The following is an 18,508-nucleotide window of genomic DNA, read 5'->3' as shown; positions in this document are numbered from 1 at the left end:
AGGAGTCCGTGAATGCTCACCCTTCTGCTGGTCAAGTGGCTGTCCACCGCCCTGGTAGTGATCGGCGTGTCGGTGGCGGTGGTGCGCCTGGGGCCACGCCTGGGCGGGGTGCTGGCCGGCACCCCGATCGTGCTGGGCCCCGGCTACTTCTTCATGCTGGGCGAGCAGCCCGGCGCCTTCGTTGCCGAGGCGGCGCTGGGCTCGCTGCACGCGATGTTCGCGACCCTGGCGTTCTGTCTGGCGTATGTGCTGCTGGCGGGGCGGCAGGGCGCGCTGGCGGCTGTCGCCCTGGCCGCCGTGCTATGGCTGCCGGTGGCGGCGCTGGCTGCCGTCTTGCCAGGCGGCACGGGGCTCGCGCTGGTACTGTTCATCGCTTGCCTGGCCCTGGCGATGCGGCTGATGCGCGCGCTGGGCTTGTCGCGGACGGCGGTGTCGGCGCCGCTAGTCTGGGCCGACCTGCTGATACGCGGCACCCTGGCCGGGGGCATCGTGTGTCTGGCGACCGTGGTGCTGGCGGATATCGCCCCGGCGCTGTCCGGCGTCGCCCTGAGCTTTCCCATCGGCATGCTGACCATCGCCCTGACCCTGCACCAGCGCTACGGCGCCGAGGTCGCCCGGGCCACCCTGGTCGACACCCAGCTTGGCATGCTCAGCCTGGTGGCCTTCAGCGCCGTCCTTGCGGCAACCGCCGCCCATCTTTCCCCCGTGCTGTCCTTTGGCCTCGCCCTGGCTGCCTCGCTGGGCACCAGTAGCGCCCTGTGGGCGTGGCAGAGGCGTCTGCACAGCCCGCGTCACGCGTGAGACCGGAAGGGGGGCGCGCGCCCCGCCCGGGCTCTTGTCGGGCCTTGCTCCAGGCAAGGTGCGATGAACCAAAAAAAGCCCCGCCGTAGCGGGGAAATGCCTCACGAATATCGCTACTGCGCTACTGCGCTACTGCGCTACTGCGGCCCAGCCGCCGCTGTCGACCGAGGCGAAGATGGCGTCGATCACCCTGAGATTGGCGATGGAATCCTCCAGCCCATAGAGCCCGACCTCCTCACCGCGCAGGGCGCGGCAGAAACGACTGACCTCCTGTTCGTACTGGTCCATGGGCGGGAAGGTTTCCGTCTTGGGGTCGCTCTGATAGAGGTCGAAGACGTTGTCGTGAACCACCCGGGTCGGGCGCTCGACCGGAGCGATAAAGGGCTCTGGCAGATCGATGGCACCTTGGCTGCCGACGATGTGCAGGTGCTGGGCGGCACTGGTGGCGGTGGAGACCATCAGGCTGGCGTGGCGCCCCTCGCCGTAGTCGAGCAGCACGCTGGCGACGACGTCCACGCCATGTTCCGGGTCGCGGCTTGCGTGGGCCATCACCCGCCGGGGTTCGCAGCCAAAGGCGAAGCGAGTCGCCATGGCCGCGTAGCAGCCGACATCATAGAGCGCGCCACCGCCGAACTCCGGGCGCATGCGGTAGTTGCCGGGGTCGTCGAGACCGAAGGTGAGCATGGCCTGAACCATGCGGATGTCGCCATAGTCGCCGGCCTTGATGCGCTCCTTGACCGCCAGCCAGCGCGGCTGGTGGCGCACCATGAAGGCCTCGCAGAACAACAGTCCCGGCGGCACCCTGAGGCTCGCCGCCTGTTCGGCGGTAAGCGCCAGGGGCTTTTCGCACAGAACGTGCTTGCCCTTGTCCAGCGCCTTCTGGGCCAGCTCGATATGCAGATGGTTGGGCAGCGGGATGTAGACCGCCTCCACCTCCGGGTCGTCGATCACCGCTTCGTAGCTTGCGTAGGCGCGCGGAATATCCATCTCGTCGGCAAACGCCTGGGCCGATTCCTGGTTGCGTGACCCCACCGCCAGAACCTCGGCGTGGGCGCTCGCCCGCATCGCCGGTATCAGCTTGATGCGCGCAATATTGGCGGTGGAGAGGATGCCCCAGCGTACCGGTGCGTCGATCATGGTCGGGTTCCTTGCGGTCAGGGTGTGAGTTGTGCGGATGAGCGCTGCTGGGGGGCGGGCACCGATACCCAGCGACGCTCCTGGCAGGAGACGTCGATGGCGGTGAGGATATTCTGGTTGTGGCGGCCGAAGGCGAAGTCGGGGAAGCAGCCGGCAGATGAGGCGATGCCCTGGACCAGGTCGTGGACCTCGATCACCTTGACGTCGAAGTAGCCGATGCCGCCACCACCGTAGTCGAACGGAAAGAAGGCGCGGAACTGCGGCACCTGGGAGCCCGCCAGCAGGGTCTTGAAGCCGCGATCCTCACGCCGGTCGGCGTAGCGGAAGAGCTTGAGCTCGTTGAAGCGCTCGCCGTCCATCACCAGGGTGCCCTCGCTGCCGCTGACCTCCCAGCCGATGCCGAAGACCTTGCCGGCGGCCACCCGAGAGCTTTCGATCACGCCGCCGGCACCACTGGCGAAACGCACCAGCGCCTGGGTCTGGTCGTCGTTCTCGACCTCGCGACGCTCGGCGCCTGCTGTCGCCTTGCTGGCGTAGCCAGCGCCCTCGCCGGCTCCATCCACCACGGGCCGGGTCGCAAACAGGATCTGGCTCTGGGCGCAGACCTCCTCGATATCGCCCATCAGGAACTGGGCGACGCTGATGGTGTGGGCGCCCAGGTCGCCCAGTGACCCGGTGCCGGCCTGCTGGCGCGAACAGCGCCAGGACCAGGGCAGCTCGGGATCGTTGAAGAAGCCCTGGTCGAAGGTGCCGCGAAAGCGTATCGGTGTGCCGATGGCACCCTCGTCGATCAGCCGCCTGGCGAGCAGGGCCGCCGGCGTCTTGATGTTGTTGAAGGCGACCATGGTCTTGACCCCGCGGGCGCGGGCCGCCTCGGCCATCTTCGCCGCCTGGTCATCGTTCATGGCCAGGGGCTTTTCGCAGTAGACGTGCTTGCCATGGTCGATGGCGGCCATCGCCATGTCGAAGTGCAGGGCGTTGGGCGAGGTGATGTCCACCACCTCCACCTGCGGGTCGGCGACCAGCTCCCGCCAGTCGCCGTAGGCGCGCTCGACGTCCAGCCGTTCGGCGGCGGCCCTGGCGGCCTGATCGCCCTGGTCGGCGATGGCGACCAGGCGAGGACGCAGCGGCAGATCATGGTAGAGCGTACGGGCACGGCGATAGGCATCGGCGTGGGCCTGACCCATGAAGCCGCTACCGATCAGGCCAACGTTGAGCGCCTTGGGCATTCGCTTGTCTCCGCTGGTGGGCCACGTCGGTCACGTCGCCCGGGGATGGTGAGGCTGGTCGAGCCGGGCGATCACCGGCGTGGCCTAGTTGGCGTTGGGCAGCTCGTAGTCGGGCTTTTCGCTGGGCATGCAGGCGCGCAGCAGTTCCACCGAGCGCACCACGCCCTCCCGGCGCGACAGGTTGATATCCTCGTGCTCGATGCTCAGCACGCCGTCCTGGTAGCCCCCGGCCTGCAGCCAGTAGCAGAAGTCCTTCCACCACTCGAGTTTCTGGCCGTACCCTAGGGTCACGTAGGACCAGCCGCGATCACGGAAATCGCCCATTGGCTGATTGTCCAGACGGGAGGTCAGGCCCACCGCCGCCGGGTTGAGCGCGGTGTCCTTGGCGTGAACATGGTAGATGTGGCGGGCGTAGCGCTGGACCACCTCGATGGGATCGGCGCCCATCCACAGAAGGTGGCTGGGATCGAAGTTGAGGCCGACGATGTCGCCGATCTCGCCATGCAGGCGCAGGAAGCCCGGCAGGTTGTAGACCAGCTGGTTGCCATGCATCTCCAGGCATAGTTCACGAATGCCTTCGCCGCGGGCGTGGTCGGCCAGCTTGCGCCAGTAGGGCAGCGCGACCTCGTTCCACTGGTAGTCGAGCATCTGGGCGGTTTCCGGTGGCCAGGCGGCGGTCACCCAGTTGGGGAAACGGTCATCCGGGCCACCGCCAGGCAGGCCTGACATCAGATTGACCCGGGGCACCTCGAAGTGACGGGACAGCGCGATGGCCTGCTCGACCACCCTGTGCTGGCGCTCACCATCGGTGGGATGCAGCGAGTTGCCGTTGGCGTTGAAGGCGGAAATCGTGACGCCATGGTGGGCGAGCCTGGCCTTGAGGTCCTGGCGTGCGGCTTCGCTGTCGAGCAGTGCTGCGGCGTCGAGGTGGGGCGAGTCCGACCAGTTGCCGATGGAAAATTCCACGCACTCGATGCCCTGTTCGGCGCAGAAGGCGAGCAGGTCGTCCAGTGACATATTGGCCAGGCTGTCGGTGACGAGGCCGATTTTCATGTGATGCTCCTGTCAAGCGAACCCGCCCATGAAGGGCGGGCGAGGTGTGGATGATCAATACCGACAAGGCCTGCTCGGTGAGTCGCCGGCCTTGCCATGGTGGCGGATGGCCATTGGGTGAGGTGGCCGCTTAGCGATAGCCCTGCTGAGTCAGCTCGATGACCTGTTCGGCGTTTTCCTGGGTGATGAAGTTTGGCCCGGTCTGGATATTGTTGGTGGGCTTGAGGCCGTAGCGGTTGTACAGCGCCAGCGAGATGATCGGCAGGTAGCCCTGAAGGTACTGCTGCTGATCCATGGCGAACAGCATCTCGCCATCGCGAACCGCTTCCAGCGTCTCGGCGGACAGGTCGAAGGTGGCGAAGGCGATCTGGCCCATGGCGCCCTGGCTACGGAATTCGTTGATCAGCGGGTCGGTGGCCAGCGATCCCAGGCTCAGCACGCCGTCGGTGTCCGGGCTCGAGTTGAGGTGGGCGAGCACGGCATTGGTGATGGCGGTGGGATCCTGGGTGGTGGAGATCTGTTCGGCACTGCCGTCGAAGGCGTCGGTGAAGCCCTTGCAGCGGGCATCAAGCTGCGACTGGCCGGGGGCGAAGTTGATACAGATGGGGCTCTCGACGCCGGCTTCCTTCATGCGCTCACCGGCCATCTTGCCCGCGCGGTACTCGCTCTGACCGACATAGTTGAGTGCGCCGATCTCGCCGGCGATCTCTTCGCCGGTGTTGAGCACCACCACCGGAATACCGGCGGCGATGGCCTCGCGCACCGGCTCGGCGAAGGCGCTGGCGTCGGGCATGGTCAGCGCCAGGCCATCGGGTTGGGTGGCAATCGCCTGCTCGATCATCCTCAGCATCTGGGAGGTGTCGTACTGGGCCGGAGAGTTGTAGAGAAGCTCCACTCCCATCTCCTCGGCGGCATCCTCGAAACCGCGCTTGAGGACGTTGCCGAAGGGGTCCGCCGCGACGATATGGGTGATCGCCACGAACTTCAGCGGGTCGGCGTCCTGGGCAACGGCCGCCTGGCTCGCCGACAGCGCCATGGCGCCAGCGACCAGGGCGCCGGTGATGGCCCTGGAGAATGCATTGGGGCGCTTGACCCCGGTGTGTGTTGCGCTGGTCTTTTCGGTGATCTTGCTCATGGCTGTACTCCGATTGTTGTTGGTGTTGCGGGTGATGGTGCTCAGGGGTGTCACGTTGATGCAGTGATTCAGGCGCGTCGGTGCTGCGCCATCTGGTCGAGTGCCCGGTCCAGGCGTTCGGCGTCCCAGTCTTCGTCCAGGGCCAGTGTCAGCAGCTCGCATTGGCTCTGGGGGGCCAACCCGCCCTGGGGTGGGGTGCGATCCAGATTGGCCGGGAACGGGTAGGCCTCGGCCAGGGCGGTCACACCTGCGCGGATCGCCGCTGTCCAGCCATCGCGCTGGAAGCGGGCCTTTAGCGCGGCAAAGCCGGCGCGCACCAGGCGGGTGTTGTCGACGCTCTCCATGGCACGGCCAAAGGCCGAGGAGATCTGCAGCAGGTTGGCCATGCGCCGCAGGTCCTGGCTGTCGTTGTCGCCCGCGGCGTGAAACAGCGCCGGGTTGAAGAACAGGCCGTCGCCCCTGGTCAGCGGTAGCTGAACGCGATGGCGGGCGAACACCTGCTGGAAGGCCGGGTCGCGGTAGGCCAGATAGCCTTCTGGGTAGCGCTGGGAGTGAGGCAACAACTGGGTTGGTCCGCTTTCCAGCGGCATGTCGTCGTGGGCCACGGCGCCCTGCAGCGTCAGGTGTTGTGAGGCGACCTGCAATGACAGGGGGTAGCCCAGCGCCTGTGCCTCGCTCAGAAAACCCAGGTGATAGTCGCGATGAGGCAACTGAGCGCGCCCGCCCGGTTTAACCACATTGACCTGGGAGGTGATCTGGTAGCCCGGGCCAAGCCAGGCCTCGGCTACCAGTGCCAGCACCGGGTTGGCGTAGTAGTCGACGAAACCGTCCGGGTCGGCCTCGCCATGTTTCTGGAAGGCATTCCACAGGCGATCATTGGCACCCGGCGCAGCAAAATGGTCGCCCTGCTGGCCGTGCCCCCGTTCAGCTTCGATCAGCGCAAGAAAGCTCTCGCTGGCGCGGTCCACCGTGGTCCGCTCCATCATTCCGGTGATCGCCAGCACCCCGGGACCGTCCAGCAGGCAGTGATGCCACTCGTCAAGCAGCGTGCGCCGCCGCTGCGGGTCGGCGAGACAGTCAAGGGCATGGCTTGCGCGGTAGAGCGGGATGCCGGAGACGATGCGCTCGGCCTGGGGCAGTTCTTCGGCATTGGTCGTCGATTGGACCAGGGCCTCGAAGGCGGCCACATCAAGCTGGGTTTGATCGATGAAATGCTCCATCGTCTGTCCTCCTCAGTCAGGCCAGCGCATGGCGGCGGGCGGCTGCGGCGCGCTGTCGTGACAGCCCAGCACGCTCTGGTCCATGTCGACGATGGTCCCGGTCATCATTCCTGAGGCGTCGCTGGCCAGGAAGGCCACCGCGCTGGCGACCTCCTCAGGCTCCAGCAGGCGCCCCATGGGCTGCGCGCGGGCGGCCGCTTCCAGCCAGTTATCCTCGGCGCCGTGGGTATCCGTCTGGATGCGGTGTTCGCCCGGGGTGTTCATCCAGCCGATGTTGAGGCCGTTGACGCGGATGCGATTGCGCAGCAGCGAGTAGGCGGCGTTGCGGGTCAGGGTGGCCAGCGCCCCCTTGCTGCCGCTGTAGGCGCAGATGAAGGGCTGACCGCCGTGGCCGGACATGCTGAGGATATTGACCACGCGGCCTTCGATACCATCGCGGATCATTCGCCGCGCAGCTTCCTGCATCAGGAAGAAGGGCGCCTTGGTGTTGACCGCGAACAGTCTGTCGTAGGCGGCCTCGTCGGTGTCGAGCAGGGTGCCGCGCTCGGTGTTGCCGGCGCAGTTGATCAGCATGTCGATGCGCCCGAAGGCCTCGTCGGCCTGGGCCACCAGCCGGCGGCAGTCGTCGACCCGGGTCATGTCGGTGGGCACGAACAGCACCTTGGCGTCCTCACCCAGACCCTCGAGCTCGCGAGCCAGGGCTTCGCCCTTGTCCCGCTGGCGCCCGCAGATGACCAGGCCGGACAGGCCACGACCCAGCAGGTGGCGAGCCACCGCCTCGCCCAGTCCCTGGGTGGAACCGGTGACGATGGCCACCTGACCTTTGAATGAACGATCTTGCATGGAGACTCTCCCTGTTCAGGCCGCCTGGCCGTTGCCGTCGGCGCGCTGAAATTCTGCAAGCTCGGCGTCCAGGCTCTCGAGCTCGGCGCCACCGGCCATCATGTTGAGCACTTCCTCACGGCTGACCTCGTCCTTGCGGAAGGTGCCGAAGCTGGAGCCGCGCTTGAGGATGGTGAAGGCGTCACCCACCGGATAGGCGTGGTGCACGTTGTGGGTGATGAAGATGACCGCCAGGCCATCGGCGCGGGCCTTGGCGATGTAGCGCAGCACCACCGAGGCCTGCTTGACCCCGAGCGCCGAGGTGGGCTCGTCGAGGATCAGCACCTTGGCGCCGAAGTACACCGCCCGGGCGATGGCCACGCACTGGCGCTCGCCACCGGAAAGGGTGCCGACCGGCTGAGCCGGATCGCGCACATCGATACCGATCTTGGCCATCTCTTCCTTGGCGACGCGATCGGCGAACGTCCAGTCGACGCGACGGGTCGGTCCCCAGCCCCTGGTGGGCTCGCGGCCCATGAAGAAGTTTCGGGTGATCGACATCAGCGGGATCATCGCCAGATCCTGGAAGACCGTGGCGATGCCGGCGTCGAGGGCATCCGAGGGCGAGCTGAAGTGGGCCTCCTTGCCGTCGACCAGGAACTCGCCGTGGGTCGGTACGTGGACCCCCGAGAGGGTCTTGATCAGGGTCGACTTGCCGGCGCCGTTGTCACCGAGCAGGCACATGACCTCGCCGGAGTGAACCTTCATGGAGATGCCGCTCAGGGCGATCACGCTGCCGAAGTGCTTGGCTACGTCGCGCATTTCGATCATCGGGACGGGAGCGTTCATTACTTGGCCTCCAGCGCCTTGCGACGCACGTAGTTGTTGAACAGCACCGCGATCAGCAGCATCGCGCCGAGGAATACCTGGAACCAGTCGGTGTTGACGCCGGTATAGAAGATACCCATCTGCACCATGCCGAAGATCAGCGCACCGAAGCTGGCGCCGATGGCGGAGCCATAGCCACCGGTGAGCAGGGCGCCGCCGATGACCACCGCGATGATCGCCTCGAGCTCCTTGAGGATGCCGCGGATGGAGTCGGCCGAGCCGGTGTCCATCACCTGCAGGGCGGCGAACACGCAGGCGGCGAAGGCGGTGAACATGAACAGCACGATCTTGACCAGATTGACCGGGACACCGACGTTGCGTGCCGCTTCCTTGTCGCCGCCGCAGGCGAAGATCCAGTTGCCGAAGCGGGTGAACAGCAACACCCAGGTGGCCAGCGCGGTCAGGCCGAGCCACCACACGATGGAGACCGGGATGCCGCTGACGGTGGGATTGCCGGCGAAGTTGGTACCGATTACGCCGATCTCGGACAGCCAGAGGAAGAAGCCCTCGCCGACCTCTCCGCTGAACAGCGCCGCGAACCAGTCGTTGCCGATGACGTCATGGACCCCGCCGATCTGGGTGCGATCCGCCATCAGACGGGGAATGCCGATAGCCACCCCGCGCAGGATGAACAGAAAGCCCAGGGTGACAATAAAGGAAGGCAGTCCGGTCTTGACCACCAGCCAGCCGTTCAAGGCGCCGATCGCCAGGGCGCAGCCGAAGGCGAAGGACAGCGCCGCCCAGATGGGCCAGCCGTACTGCACCGCAGGGATAGCGATCAACATGCCGGCGAAGCCGATCATCGAACCGATCGACAGGTCGAACTCGCCACCGATCATCAACAGCGCCGCCGCTACGGCCAGGATGCCGAGCTGGGCAGAGACTTCGAGGAAGTTGATCACCCCGGCGCCGGAGAACATGCCGGTGCCCGAGGCAACCAGGGCGAAGAACACGATGACCAGCAGGGCGCCGGCGACGGAGCCGAACTCCGGTCGGTGCAGGGCTTTCTTCAGCGGACTGACGTGGGCAAGACGCTCGTCCTTATCTTGGCTGGTGGGAGAGGCGGTGGTGCTCATGGTGACTCCTTGTGAGGGTCGTCTTGTTGTAGGGGCGGAGACGTCCGCAGTGTTGATGGACGTGTTTCGAACTCGCGGACGGATGTTTCGATTCGTCGTGTTATGAAATGTAGATTCCAAGGGAGAAATTAACAATTCAAAAATTCTATACTTTGGTCTATGCGGAATGTTTGTTCCTTTTTGCGTAGGCTGGGCAACAGGCTTGGGGTCTCGCTGTCGATCGACGATTGATCGTGGTAATGGCGTTCGCCTGAAAGCCACCAAGGCATACCCCTTCGCGGCAATGCACATGGATACAAGGAGCAGACGATGAAACTGGCATTGATCGGAGCAGGAAGGATCGGCAGGGTGCACGCACTGTCCATCGCCGCCCATCCCGAGGTCACGTTGGCGGCGGTAGTGGATGCCTACCCCGAGGCGGCCGAGACCCTGGCGCGGGACTTCGGCTCCCGGGCTCGGGACATCGATGACGTGTTCGAGGACCCGGAGATCGACGCCGTGCTGATCGCTTCCAGCACCGCGACCCATATCGACTACCTGGAGCGCGCCGCATCGGCAGGCAAGGCAATGCTGTGCGAGAAGCCTATCGCCCTGGACCTGGCGGCTTCACGGGCGACCGCCGAGCGTGTGGCGAAAAGCCTCTGCGCCTTGGCCTTCAATCGTCGCCATGACCCGCAGTTCTCGGCGCTCAAGGATCAATTGGGGCAGGGCCGCATCGGCAAGCTGGAGACGCTGGCGATCACCAGCCGCGACCCCGAGCCGCCGCCCCTTGAGTACGTCAAGGGGTCAGGTGGGCTGTTCCGCGACATGATGATCCACGACTTTGATATGGCCCGCTGGCTGCTCGACGAGCCCATCGTCAGCGTCTACGCCAGCGGCAGTTGTCTGGTGGACCCGGCCATCGGCGAGGCCGGCGACGTGGACAGCGCGGTGGTGGTCATGAAGACGGCCTCGGGGCGCTTGTGCACCATCAGCAATTCTCGGCGCGCGGTATACGGCTACGACCAGCGCATCGAGGCCTTCGGCAGTGACGGCATGTTGCAGGCCCAGAACGAGTGCGACACCCGACTCAAGTTCGTCGGCAAGCAGGGCCAACTGGAGGAAGCGCCGCGCTGGTTCTTCCTCGAGCGCTACGCCGAGGCCTATCGCCGCGAGCTTGACGACTTCTACCAGAGCTGGCGGGAAGGCCGCGCGCCCCGCGCCGGTATCACCGATGGCGTCGAGGCGTTGCGGTTGGCCGAGGCGGCGGATATCTCACGTCGCGAGGGGCGCACGGTCTACGTCGAGGAGGTGTAAAGAGATAGAGGGGAGGCGCGAATCCATGTTTGGGTGTTGGCTATGTTTCCCCGCGATAGCGTCGAATCTCCGGCCCGTACTGGGCGAGTGCCCAGTCGGGCAAGTCCTCGCTGAGCCGCGTCACTAGCCCGTGGCTCAGGCTCAACAGGTGGCGATGGGTCTTCCCGATACGTGAGTTGTCGAAGACCAGCGTGCGCTCGGCGAGCCTGACCGCCTCGCGAAGGTAGGTCAGCGTCCTTGGAAAGCGCGAGTAGAGCTTGTCGACGGGGACATCGTGTCCACCTAGCTGCCGGCGCGTCTCTACGCGCATGGCGGCGAGCTCAGGGGTGGCCACATGGATATGGTAGAGCGCCACCATGAACCCCTGGTGTTGCGCCTGGCGAATCAGTTCGAGTTTGGAAGGGTGCGAAAAGACCGTCTCGGTGGCGAAGGATCTGCCTTGGCGGATCATGGTTTCGCGCTGTGTGGCGGCAATAGTCGCGGCTTCGTAGGATCGCTGGGGATTGTCGATTTCGTCAGGCCAGCGGTGTCGCTGAATTTCGTCGGCGTTGATGAAGGGCACGTCCGCACGGGGCTTGATCTGGCGGTAGAAAAAGGTGGTCTTGCCGGCGCCATTGATCCCGGCCAGCAGGTGCAGAATAGGGGGCGGGTGGCCCCTCATGAGTTATCGCGTGCCCCGCGACCACGATGGCTGGTCAATTGCTGTTGGTCATCCAGCCCATGGATGTCCGCTCCGGCACCTTCGATATCCTTGAGCAAGGTGTCGTCTGTACCATCGAGAGTCTCCAGGGCGTGCCACAACATCTGGGCGTGAGCATGCTGCTCGGGAAGCGATAGTTCATCCACCGCCAGCTTGCCCTGAAGCGCCAGGTTCACCCGCTGCAGGTCGAACAGGCCGGACTCTTCGACGAAGCGACCAAGCCGAGCCCAGTACTCTATCTGGCCGTTAAGGGAGCGGGAAAACAGATCCTTGCTCTCCTTGGCGGCCGCCAGTAGTTCGTCGTCATTGAGCTTTATCGTCTGTGCCATTCGAGTTCCTGCCGTTGCGCCGCGTCGCTAGTTCGCCCTTTATGGCTTGTGCGGCTGGGGCCAAGGACTGCTATTCCCTTCAATCTAGTATAGCGGGTTCCGGTATGGAACCTTGTTCATGCACGAGCACGTCAGCGCGGTTTATCGTGACGGGGCTGCGGGAGGAGGCTCTGGGTTGGCGCGATGAGAGTCGCGCACCACCAGCCGGCCTGGGAGCAGCGTTGGGTCACCTGGGATACGTCGATCGAGCAGGTGTGTGATGGCGCTGTCCACCACCGCATCGAGGTTCGGCTGGTAGCTGGTCAGACGGTAGCGCGGTGAGGCGGCCAGCTCGATATCGTCGAAGCCGACGATCGCCAGCTGTCCGTCGAGGCCGGCCTGGTGCAGGGCATCGAGGGCGCCGATGGCAAGGATGTCGTTTTCGCAGAACAGCGCATCCAGGCGCTGTGCCGCCGGTGTCCTTTGCAGGTAGTCGTGCATCGCCTGATACCCCAGGGCGTGACGATAATCCGTGGTAGCCAGCGTGGCTGCCAGGGTCAGGCCGTGATCCTCAAGCGTCTGGCGATAGCCGTCGAGACGGGGCAGTCGTGATCTGCCGCTGTCGGGGCCGGCCAGATAGCCCAGCCGTCGATGACCTTCGCCGAGCAGCAGCCGGGCGATTTCGGTGCCAGCCGCATGCTCCTGAATTGCCACGATCTGCACCCCGTCCACCTCGGTGGTACGAAACAGCTGCACCAACGGCACGTGCTGGCGCTCGGTAGCAAAGCGCACGATGTCCTCGCTCAGCACCGTGCCGAGAAACAACAGCCCGTCGACCTGGAAGCGCTCGGCGATATCGAGCAGCTCACCGGAGCGCACTGGTGGTGAAATATTCAAGAGTATCGACAGCTGGCCCCGCTGTTGCAGCGCCAGGGTGGCGGCATTCAGCATCGCCTGGGTATGCGGGTTGGCGAATTGATCGACGACGACGCCGATCAGTTGAGTGCGTCTTGTGGTCAGGCTTCGTGCCAGCAGGTTGGGGCGATAGCCCAGGGCTTCGGCGGCCTCCATCACGCGCTGTCGGGCATTCTCTGAGATCGAGGCGCCGGGAGTGAAGGCCCGCGACACCGTCCACTTGGAGACACCGGCCCGTTCGGCCACCTGGGCGGAGGTCACCTTGCGACCTTGGTCGCGATCGGAACGAATATTCATCGATGCTCCTTGACGGAATTTTTCATTCCATACTAGGCTCGTGCTGGCCTATTTGCAACCGGTTGCATCGTGTCGGATGACGGTGTTGACCCTCTTGAGGTGTTGGCATAGGTCGCCGTCGGAAGAGCCCTTTGTGCCCGCGCCGCCGCCGATGTGTCCACCCGAGCAACGGCGAAACCACACAGCCATATGACAAGGACAATGCCATGAAGCTCTCCATCTGTACCGATGTGATGGCGGACCTCAGCTTTACCGAGATGCTCGACAAGTGCGTGGCGCTCGGGGTGGAAGGTATCGAGATGACCGGTGGTGGCTGGTCGCCGGCGCCGCATTTTCGTGCCGACGAACTGCTCGCCGATAGAAGCCTGCTGGCCTCACGCCTGAAGGAGATCGACGCCCGGGGACTGAAGATCGCCGCCTTGAACTGTTCCGGCAATCCGCTCGACCCGGGGGAACTCGGCGAGCGCCACCGAGGTGAGATCGAAAAGACCATCCGGCTCGCCGGTGAGATCGGGGTCAAGCGCATCGTCACCATGTCGGGCCTGCCGGCGGCGGCGCCGGGGGACAGCGTGCCCAATTGGCTCGTCTACACCAAGAGCTGGCCCGATGAGATGCCCGAGCGCGATCGGTACCAGTGGGAAGACTGCGCCTTTCCCTACTGGCACGGCCTGGTGAGGCTGGCCGATGAGGTCGGTGTCGAGCGATTCGCGCTGGAAAATTTTTCGGCGATGCTGGTGTGGAACCCCCAGACCCTGTTTCGCCTGCGTGACGAGGTCGGGCCCAAGGTCGGCATGAACCTGGACCCTTCGCATCTGTTCTGGAAGGGCGCCTGCCCGATCGCCGCGGCCAGGGCACTGGGCGATGCCATCCACCACTGCCACGGCAAGGATACCCGCATCGAGCGGGGACTGGCCGATGTCAACGGTCTGCTCGAGCTCGCCGAGGTCACCGACGTCGCCAATCGCGCCTGGAACTATGTGGCGGTGGGGGCGGGACATGATCTTCAGTGGTGGAAGGAGTTCTTCTCGGTGGTGCGGATGCAGGGCTACAACGACTGGGTCAGCCTCGAGATGGAGGACTTCACCATGTCCACCGAGGCCGGTATCCAGTCGTCGATCGACGCGCTGAAGCAGAGCATCAGTCGTTAGCGATATGAATAGGCTGGTCAAGGCTGCTGCCAAGATGGCCTGTCCGCGGCTGACATGCCTGCGGCTGGCGGAAAAGGGAAGCGATGCACCATAAAAAAGCCCCGCCGGTGGCGGGGCAAAGAGAGAGACGTTCCTTGGTCCGCCGATGACGCCAGCCCTTACCTGGGCTGCCGGAATCGGCGGAGTTTGTACGGTTACTGTTGCTGCACGATCCAGTCGTGTTCAGGGTCGTTCTTGAACTTCCATTCGCGCTTGGGACCGGCCATCACGTTGAGGTAGTAAAGCTCGTAGCCGTGAGGTGCACCCACCGGATGGTAGCCCCGAGGCACCATCACGCAGCAGCCATTGTCTACCGCCATGGTCTCGTCCAGCGAGCGGTCATCGGTGTAGACCCGCTGAAAGGCGAAGCCCTGGCTCGGATTCAGCCGGTGGTAGTAGGTTTCCTCGAGGATCGACTCCTCGGGCAGATTGTCGACGTCGTGCTTGTGGGGCGGATAGCTCGACCAGTTGCCTGGCGGTGTGTAGACCTCGACCACCAGCAGGCCGTCGGCGGGTTCGGTCTCCGGCAGGATGTCGTGGATATGCCGAGTGTTGGTGCCGCCGCCGCGGGTGGAGCACTTGACCTGCTGTGGCGCGATCAGCCTGGCCTTGTGGTTGCCGTGGCCCGGTGCGCTGCACACCGCGATCTCGAGATCGGTCAGTGCCTCGACCTCGAAGTCCGCTCCATCGGGCAGGTAGACCGAGTAGGGTGGCACCTTGTCGAAGATGTCCATGCGCTCGCCGATGTCCTCCCAGCGTTCGCCGGCGCCGGCGACGGTGGCACGTCCGCTCAACAGCACCAGGCAGTGTTCGCGTGAGCCGGTCTCGCCGCTCAGACGCTGGCCCTTTTGCAGCCGGTGGACACGAAAGCCGACGTGGTCCCAGCCAGCGGATTGCGGGGTGACTTCCAGCACCTTGCCGTCGGCGTCGGGGCTCTGGGGGCGTACAAGAAGCGATGTCATGGACAGGATCTCCTGTTGGTGGCCTGCCCGGTCGCGCAGGGCGCGGGGCGTGGGCGGGCCAGAGTGTCGAGGGGCGAGCTGGCGGCTAGCCCGAGGCGGGGGCCTCGGGAGACGAGCCCTTGTCGGCGGCGCTGTCCTGGCGCACGCCCAGGGCGATGGCCATGCTCTGGGCCAGGCACAGGGTGGCGGTGAGGCCGCGGAAGCTCTTCACTTCCGCTTCCTGTACCACCAGGGTCACGTCGGCGACGCGGGCCAGCGGGCTCAGGGTGGAATCGGTGATGGCAACCACCGGCACGCCTTTATCACGGGTCTGTTCGGCTACTTCGCGGGTTTCCGATGCGTAGGGCGAGAAGCTCACCGCCAGCAGGGCGTCGCGGGGACCGATGGCCCGTGCCTGTTCCTGATGCATACCGCCCAGGGCATTGATCAAGAAGCAGCGTTTGTCGACGTGGTTGAGTGCGTACTGCAGGTAGCTTGCCACCGGGAAGGTGCGGCGCATGCCCATCAGGTGCACCGCCTCGGCGCCTTCCAGAAGGTCCAGCGCGCTCTCCAGCTGGCGCGGGTCGGTACGCCCGGGGAGTTGCTCGAGCATTTCCCGGTTGGCGTCGGCAAATTCCCACAGCAGTTGAGAGCCGCTGGGGGTCTCGCCGGTGGCGGAGCGCACCGCGTGGATGCGCTCTGAGTAGTTGGGCAACTCATCCACCAGGCGTGAGCGAAACAGCTTCTGCATGTCCGAGAAGCCCTTGAACCCAAGGCTGTTGGCAAAGCGAATCAGCGTGGACGGCGTGACGCCCGCCTGCTCGGCCAGCCTCGCCACGGTGGAAAAGGCTACTTCCTGCGGGTGATCGAGCAGAAAACGCGCCGTCTGCTGCAGGCGACGGCTGAGGTCGGGGTACTGCTCGGTGATCTGCGCTTCCAGCGCGCTGAAATCCTGAGGTAGCTCTGCCATGGCGGTTCACTCGGTTGCAGGGTGTTGCCCAGCGTTGGCCGTCGTCTGGGATCACCCTAGTCAATTGGGAATAAAAATTCCATTTATGCTTTAGTATAGAACGTTCGGATGGAACGTTTCATTCAGTGCCAAGGCTATCATTGTTCCCCTGGAGGAGGGGGTCGCCTTGTACTTTGGTCGACAAGTTGCGGCCACGCCGTCGGTCTTCGTGGGCTAGAAGCCGAGCCCAGATGATTGATTAGCGGGAAAAAGCCACAATCAGCTGAATGCCAAGGCATCAAAGGAGGAAACATTCCCTCCATTTGACCTTGGGAATTTTTGTTCTAAAGTGCGACCTAACCGGTTGCAAACAGTTCTGATGTGACGTTTCCGGCACCTTCTTCTCGGCTCAGGGAGCGCCCCATGGCATCTCGATCACTGCACTTTGCCCTTAACCATATGGTCTGTCCTCGCGACTCCATCGAGCAGCTGATGCGCCTGGCCGTCGAGCTCGACATCGACGCGGTGGAGCTGCGCAACGACGTCGGCGACAACAGCCTGGCGACCCTCGAGCAGGCCGTTGCCGCCGGAGAGCTGGCCCGGGAGCTGGGTCTGAGCGTGCTCAGCGTCAATGCGCTGTATCCGTTCAATGTGTGGGGCAAGGAGCGCGCCGTTCAGGCCGAGCACCTGGCCGAACGGGCAGCGGCGGCGGGCGCCCGGGGTCTGGTGCTGTGTCCGCTGGTCGCCGCGCCCGACGAGGCACCAACAGCCACCGATGTGGTAAAGGCGCTGGTGGAGCTGGGGCCAATCCTTGGTCGTCATGGGCTCGTGGGGTTCGTCGAGCCACTGGGCTTTCCTCGCTCGTCGTTGCGACTCAAGGCTGACGCTTTGGCCGCCATCGACGAGGCCGTCGCCATCCTGGGGCCATCGGAGTCGGCGCGCTTATCGCTGGTGCACGACACCTTTCACCATCGAGGGGCCGGTGAATCGGCGCTGTTCGCCGCGCGCACCGGCCTGGTTCACCTGTCCGGCGTCGAGGATCCGACGCTGACCTTCGACGCCATGCTCGACGGCGACCGGGTGCTGGTGGGTGAGGGCGATCGCCTCGACAACGTCGAACAGGTGCGTCGCCTGCTCGCCGATGGTTATCGCGGCTACCTGTCCTTCGAGCCCTTCGCCGAGTCGGTACACGCGCTGCAGGATCCGGCGGATGCCCTCGCGCGCAGCATTGATGTCATCCGCGATGGCGTGGCCTGAATCGCCGCCGTGACCGCCACATCCATTGAGGTTGACCACGCTGCGATCCACCCGTGTCTGGCCGAACGCCACCCACCTGGATCAATGACAACTTCCTGAAACTGAGCGTGAACAACGATAAGGAGACTGCCATGAAAATCGCCCTCGACCCCTTCATGCATCGCCACGTGCCCCTGGAAAAGCTGCCGCGCCTGGCCAAGGACCTGGGATACGACTATCTCGAGCTGTCGCCCCGGGATGACTTCTTCGACTGGTTCGTCCACCCCCGGGTGTTCCCGTCCCGCCTGCGCTCCTTCAAGCAGGCGCTCAAGGACAGCGAGGTCGAGATCGCCTCGCTGCTGCCGATGTTCCGCTGGGCCAGTCCCCACGAGGACGAGCGCCAGGCGGCGGTGAAGTACTGGAAGAAGGCCATCGAGGTGGCGGTGGAAATGGGGGTGGACACCATGAACTCCGAGTTCGGTCGTGGCCCGCACCCCGAGCGTGGCAGTTGCTCAGCCTGCTGCCATGGCGGCGCCACCACCGAATCCAGCGAGGCCGCCTGGTGGCGCTCGATGGAGGAGCTGGTACCGATCTTCGAGCGCGAAGGCATCCAGCTCAACGTCGAGCCACACCCGGATGACTTTGTCGAGACGCTGCACCCGGCGGTGGACATGATTCGTACCATCGACTCGGACAACGTGAAGTTTCTCTACTGCGCACCCCATACCTTCCACTTTGGCGATGACATGGCGCAGATGATCCGTGACAGCGCCCCGGTGCTGGCCCACGTCCACGTGGCGGATACCTTCAATCACAAGGGATCGTCGGGGCTGCGCTACATCATCAATCCGCCGGGCTCCACCGCACGCATCCACCAGCATCTGGATATCGGCCAGGGCGAGATCGACTGGGATCTGTTCTTCAAGACGCTGGCCGAGGTCGGCTTCGACGGCATCATGACCGCCTGTGTGTTCGCCTGGGAAGAGCGCGCCGAAGACTCCTCGCGCTTTATGCGCCAGGAGATCCAGCGCTACGTCGATACCTACTTCAACCCACGCTGAGGCTCGTCCTGGCCGCGCTACCTCCACGCCCTGTCCGACGCCACCGGGCGGGGCGACTTGCCGCCCGGTAGCGTAACGGCAGGCTCCCGTGCTTCCCGGACACTGCTACGACCAAAGATGAACTGAATCGGCTGTTCCAGAGATTGAACGAGTGGAATATCAGTTCTATCATGGATTCAAATAGAACGAACAATCCAAAGTCGTCGGGACGCCCGTCACGGGCAGAGCACGGCTTATCGTGACCACACCAGGGTGAC

General features: G+C 64.7%; 18 protein-coding genes. 5 read left to right on the top strand and 13 right to left on the bottom strand.

Going from position 1 to position 18,508, the window contains the following annotated elements; translation table 11 throughout:
* Nucleotides 1-12 precede the first annotated feature (12 nt).
* Nucleotides 13-801 carry a hypothetical protein gene (locus NFH97_RS07610; RefSeq protein WP_349624636.1) on the top strand — a complete coding sequence of 263 codons (789 nt, stop codon included), beginning with the start codon at nt 13-15 and terminating at the stop codon, nt 799-801.
* Nucleotides 802-930: 129 nt separating this feature from the next.
* Here NFH97_RS07610 and NFH97_RS07605 read toward each other — a convergent pair whose 3' ends face one another.
* The 8 genes from NFH97_RS07605 to NFH97_RS07570 form a co-directional block, all read right to left on the bottom strand.
* Entirely contained in the window at nt 931-1,938 is a 1,008-nt protein-coding gene (locus NFH97_RS07605; RefSeq protein WP_349624635.1) for a Gfo/Idh/MocA family protein, read from the bottom strand.
* A 17-nt stretch (nt 1,939-1,955) separates the two neighbouring features.
* A complete protein-coding gene (locus tag NFH97_RS07600; protein ID WP_349624634.1) occupies nt 1,956-3,167 on the bottom strand; it encodes a Gfo/Idh/MocA family protein in 1,212 nt (403 codons plus the stop codon).
* 84 nt (nt 3,168-3,251) lie between these two features.
* Complete coding sequence (locus NFH97_RS07595; protein ID WP_045993143.1) at nt 3,252-4,220, bottom strand: sugar phosphate isomerase/epimerase family protein; 969 nt, start codon at nt 4,218-4,220, stop codon at nt 3,252-3,254.
* A gap of 130 nt (nt 4,221-4,350) precedes the next feature.
* Nucleotides 4,351-5,355, bottom strand: a complete 1,005-nt coding sequence (locus NFH97_RS07590; protein WP_349624633.1) for a sugar ABC transporter substrate-binding protein — start codon at nt 5,353-5,355, stop codon at nt 4,351-4,353.
* 68 nt (nt 5,356-5,423) lie between these two features.
* Nucleotides 5,424-6,575, bottom strand: a complete 1,152-nt coding sequence (locus NFH97_RS07585; protein WP_349624632.1) for a phytanoyl-CoA dioxygenase family protein — start codon at nt 6,573-6,575, stop codon at nt 5,424-5,426.
* A gap of 12 nt (nt 6,576-6,587) precedes the next feature.
* Nucleotides 6,588-7,418, bottom strand: a complete 831-nt coding sequence (locus NFH97_RS07580) for an SDR family oxidoreductase (RefSeq protein WP_045993145.1) — start codon at nt 7,416-7,418, stop codon at nt 6,588-6,590.
* A gap of 15 nt (nt 7,419-7,433) precedes the next feature.
* Nucleotides 7,434-8,246: an ATP-binding cassette domain-containing protein gene (locus NFH97_RS07575; RefSeq protein ID WP_045993146.1), complete on the bottom strand. Its 813-nt coding sequence runs from the start codon at nt 8,244-8,246 to the stop codon at nt 7,434-7,436.
* On the bottom strand, nt 8,246-9,361 hold the full coding sequence (locus NFH97_RS07570) for an ABC transporter permease (protein WP_045993147.1): 1,116 nt from the start codon (nt 9,359-9,361) through the stop codon (nt 8,246-8,248). Before NFH97_RS07570 ends, NFH97_RS07575 begins: the two co-directional genes overlap by 1 nt.
* Before the next feature lie 309 nt (nt 9,362-9,670).
* On the opposite strand from NFH97_RS07570, the gene iolG reads away from it, so the two are divergent.
* Nucleotides 9,671-10,657: an inositol 2-dehydrogenase gene (iolG, locus tag NFH97_RS07565; RefSeq protein WP_349624631.1), complete on the top strand. Its 987-nt coding sequence runs from the start codon at nt 9,671-9,673 to the stop codon at nt 10,655-10,657.
* Between the two features lie 40 nt (nt 10,658-10,697).
* Here iolG and NFH97_RS07560 read toward each other — a convergent pair whose 3' ends face one another.
* From NFH97_RS07560 to NFH97_RS07550, 3 genes are all read right to left on the bottom strand, one after another.
* Nucleotides 10,698-11,318 (bottom strand): ATPase, encoded by a 621-nt coding sequence (locus tag NFH97_RS07560; RefSeq protein ID WP_213227419.1) that lies wholly within the window; start codon nt 11,316-11,318, stop codon nt 10,698-10,700.
* On the bottom strand, nt 11,315-11,686 hold the full coding sequence (locus NFH97_RS07555; RefSeq protein ID WP_287163560.1) for a TA system antitoxin ParD family protein: 372 nt from the start codon (nt 11,684-11,686) through the stop codon (nt 11,315-11,317). Before NFH97_RS07555 ends, NFH97_RS07560 begins: the two co-directional genes overlap by 4 nt.
* A 141-nt stretch (nt 11,687-11,827) precedes the next feature.
* The gene (locus NFH97_RS07550) at nt 11,828-12,877 is read right to left on the bottom strand and encodes a LacI family DNA-binding transcriptional regulator (protein ID WP_349624630.1); all 1,050 of its coding nucleotides are present in this window, start codon (nt 12,875-12,877) and stop codon (nt 11,828-11,830) included.
* A 206-nt stretch (nt 12,878-13,083) separates the two neighbouring features.
* Here NFH97_RS07550 and NFH97_RS07545 point away from each other — a divergent pair, with 206 nt between their 5' ends.
* Nucleotides 13,084-14,025 carry a sugar phosphate isomerase/epimerase family protein gene (locus tag NFH97_RS07545; RefSeq protein WP_349624629.1) on the top strand — a complete coding sequence of 314 codons (942 nt, stop codon included), beginning with the start codon at nt 13,084-13,086 and terminating at the stop codon, nt 14,023-14,025.
* Nucleotides 14,026-14,219: 194 nt separating this feature from the next.
* On the opposite strand, the gene iolB is transcribed toward NFH97_RS07545, so the two are convergent.
* Together iolB and NFH97_RS07535 are read right to left on the bottom strand one after the other, a co-directional pair.
* Nucleotides 14,220-15,026 carry a 5-deoxy-glucuronate isomerase gene (gene iolB, locus NFH97_RS07540; protein ID WP_349624628.1) on the bottom strand — a complete coding sequence of 269 codons (807 nt, stop codon included), beginning with the start codon at nt 15,024-15,026 and terminating at the stop codon, nt 14,220-14,222.
* Nucleotides 15,027-15,111: 85 nt separating this feature from the next.
* Complete coding sequence (locus tag NFH97_RS07535; protein ID WP_045993152.1) at nt 15,112-15,975, bottom strand: MurR/RpiR family transcriptional regulator; 864 nt, start codon at nt 15,973-15,975, stop codon at nt 15,112-15,114.
* A gap of 402 nt (nt 15,976-16,377) precedes the next feature.
* Here NFH97_RS07535 and NFH97_RS07530 point away from each other — a divergent pair, with 402 nt between their 5' ends.
* Both NFH97_RS07530 and NFH97_RS07525 read left to right on the top strand, forming a co-directional pair.
* Nucleotides 16,378-17,211: a TIM barrel protein gene (locus tag NFH97_RS07530; protein WP_349624627.1), complete on the top strand. Its 834-nt coding sequence runs from the start codon at nt 16,378-16,380 to the stop codon at nt 17,209-17,211.
* 131 nt (nt 17,212-17,342) lie between these two features.
* Nucleotides 17,343-18,251, top strand: coding sequence for a sugar phosphate isomerase/epimerase family protein (locus NFH97_RS07525; protein WP_045993154.1), 909 nt, complete (start codon nt 17,343-17,345; stop codon nt 18,249-18,251).
* Nucleotides 18,252-18,508 lie beyond the last annotated feature (257 nt).

Origin of the sequence: Halomonas sp. SCS19 (assembly GCF_040147015.1) — a bacterium.
GTDB classification, from domain to species: domain Bacteria; phylum Pseudomonadota; class Gammaproteobacteria; order Pseudomonadales; family Halomonadaceae; genus Halomonas; species Halomonas litopenaei.
The sequence above is the reverse complement of the archived record's forward strand: the minus strand, read 5'-3'. Positions and strand labels throughout refer to the sequence as shown.

Bases quoted from the DNA above. Each gene is read 5' to 3' on its own strand.
- NFH97_RS07550 (WP_349624630.1), bottom strand. From the start codon at position 12,877: ATGAATATTCGTTCCGATCGCGACCAAGGTCGCAAGGTGACCTCCGCC.
- iolG (WP_349624631.1), top strand. From the start codon at position 9,671: ATGAAACTGGCATTGATCGGAGCAGGAAGGATCGGCAGGGTGCACGCA.
- NFH97_RS07525 (WP_045993154.1), top strand. From the start codon at position 17,343: ATGAAAATCGCCCTCGACCCCTTCATGCATCGCCACGTGCCCCTGGAA.
- NFH97_RS07585 (WP_349624632.1), bottom strand. From the start codon at position 6,575: ATGGAGCATTTCATCGATCAAACCCAGCTTGATGTGGCCGCCTTCGAG.
- NFH97_RS07560 (WP_213227419.1), bottom strand. From the start codon at position 11,318: ATGAGGGGCCACCCGCCCCCTATTCTGCACCTGCTGGCCGGGATCAAT.
- NFH97_RS07545 (WP_349624629.1), top strand. From the start codon at position 13,084: ATGAAGCTCTCCATCTGTACCGATGTGATGGCGGACCTCAGCTTTACC.
- NFH97_RS07555 (WP_287163560.1), bottom strand. From the start codon at position 11,686: ATGGCACAGACGATAAAGCTCAATGACGACGAACTACTGGCGGCCGCC.
- iolB (WP_349624628.1), bottom strand. From the start codon at position 15,026: ATGACATCGCTTCTTGTACGCCCCCAGAGCCCCGACGCCGACGGCAAG.
- NFH97_RS07600 (WP_349624634.1), bottom strand. From the start codon at position 3,167: ATGCCCAAGGCGCTCAACGTTGGCCTGATCGGTAGCGGCTTCATGGGT.
- NFH97_RS07605 (WP_349624635.1), bottom strand. From the start codon at position 1,938: ATGATCGACGCACCGGTACGCTGGGGCATCCTCTCCACCGCCAATATT.
- NFH97_RS07535 (WP_045993152.1), bottom strand. From the start codon at position 15,975: ATGGCAGAGCTACCTCAGGATTTCAGCGCGCTGGAAGCGCAGATCACC.
- NFH97_RS07570 (WP_045993147.1), bottom strand. From the start codon at position 9,361: ATGAGCACCACCGCCTCTCCCACCAGCCAAGATAAGGACGAGCGTCTT.
- NFH97_RS07590 (WP_349624633.1), bottom strand. From the start codon at position 5,355: ATGAGCAAGATCACCGAAAAGACCAGCGCAACACACACCGGGGTCAAG.
- NFH97_RS07575 (WP_045993146.1), bottom strand. From the start codon at position 8,246: ATGAACGCTCCCGTCCCGATGATCGAAATGCGCGACGTAGCCAAGCAC.
- NFH97_RS07530 (WP_349624627.1), top strand. From the start codon at position 16,378: ATGGCATCTCGATCACTGCACTTTGCCCTTAACCATATGGTCTGTCCT.
- NFH97_RS07595 (WP_045993143.1), bottom strand. From the start codon at position 4,220: ATGAAAATCGGCCTCGTCACCGACAGCCTGGCCAATATGTCACTGGAC.
- NFH97_RS07580 (WP_045993145.1), bottom strand. From the start codon at position 7,418: ATGCAAGATCGTTCATTCAAAGGTCAGGTGGCCATCGTCACCGGTTCC.
- NFH97_RS07610 (WP_349624636.1), top strand. From the start codon at position 13: ATGCTCACCCTTCTGCTGGTCAAGTGGCTGTCCACCGCCCTGGTAGTG.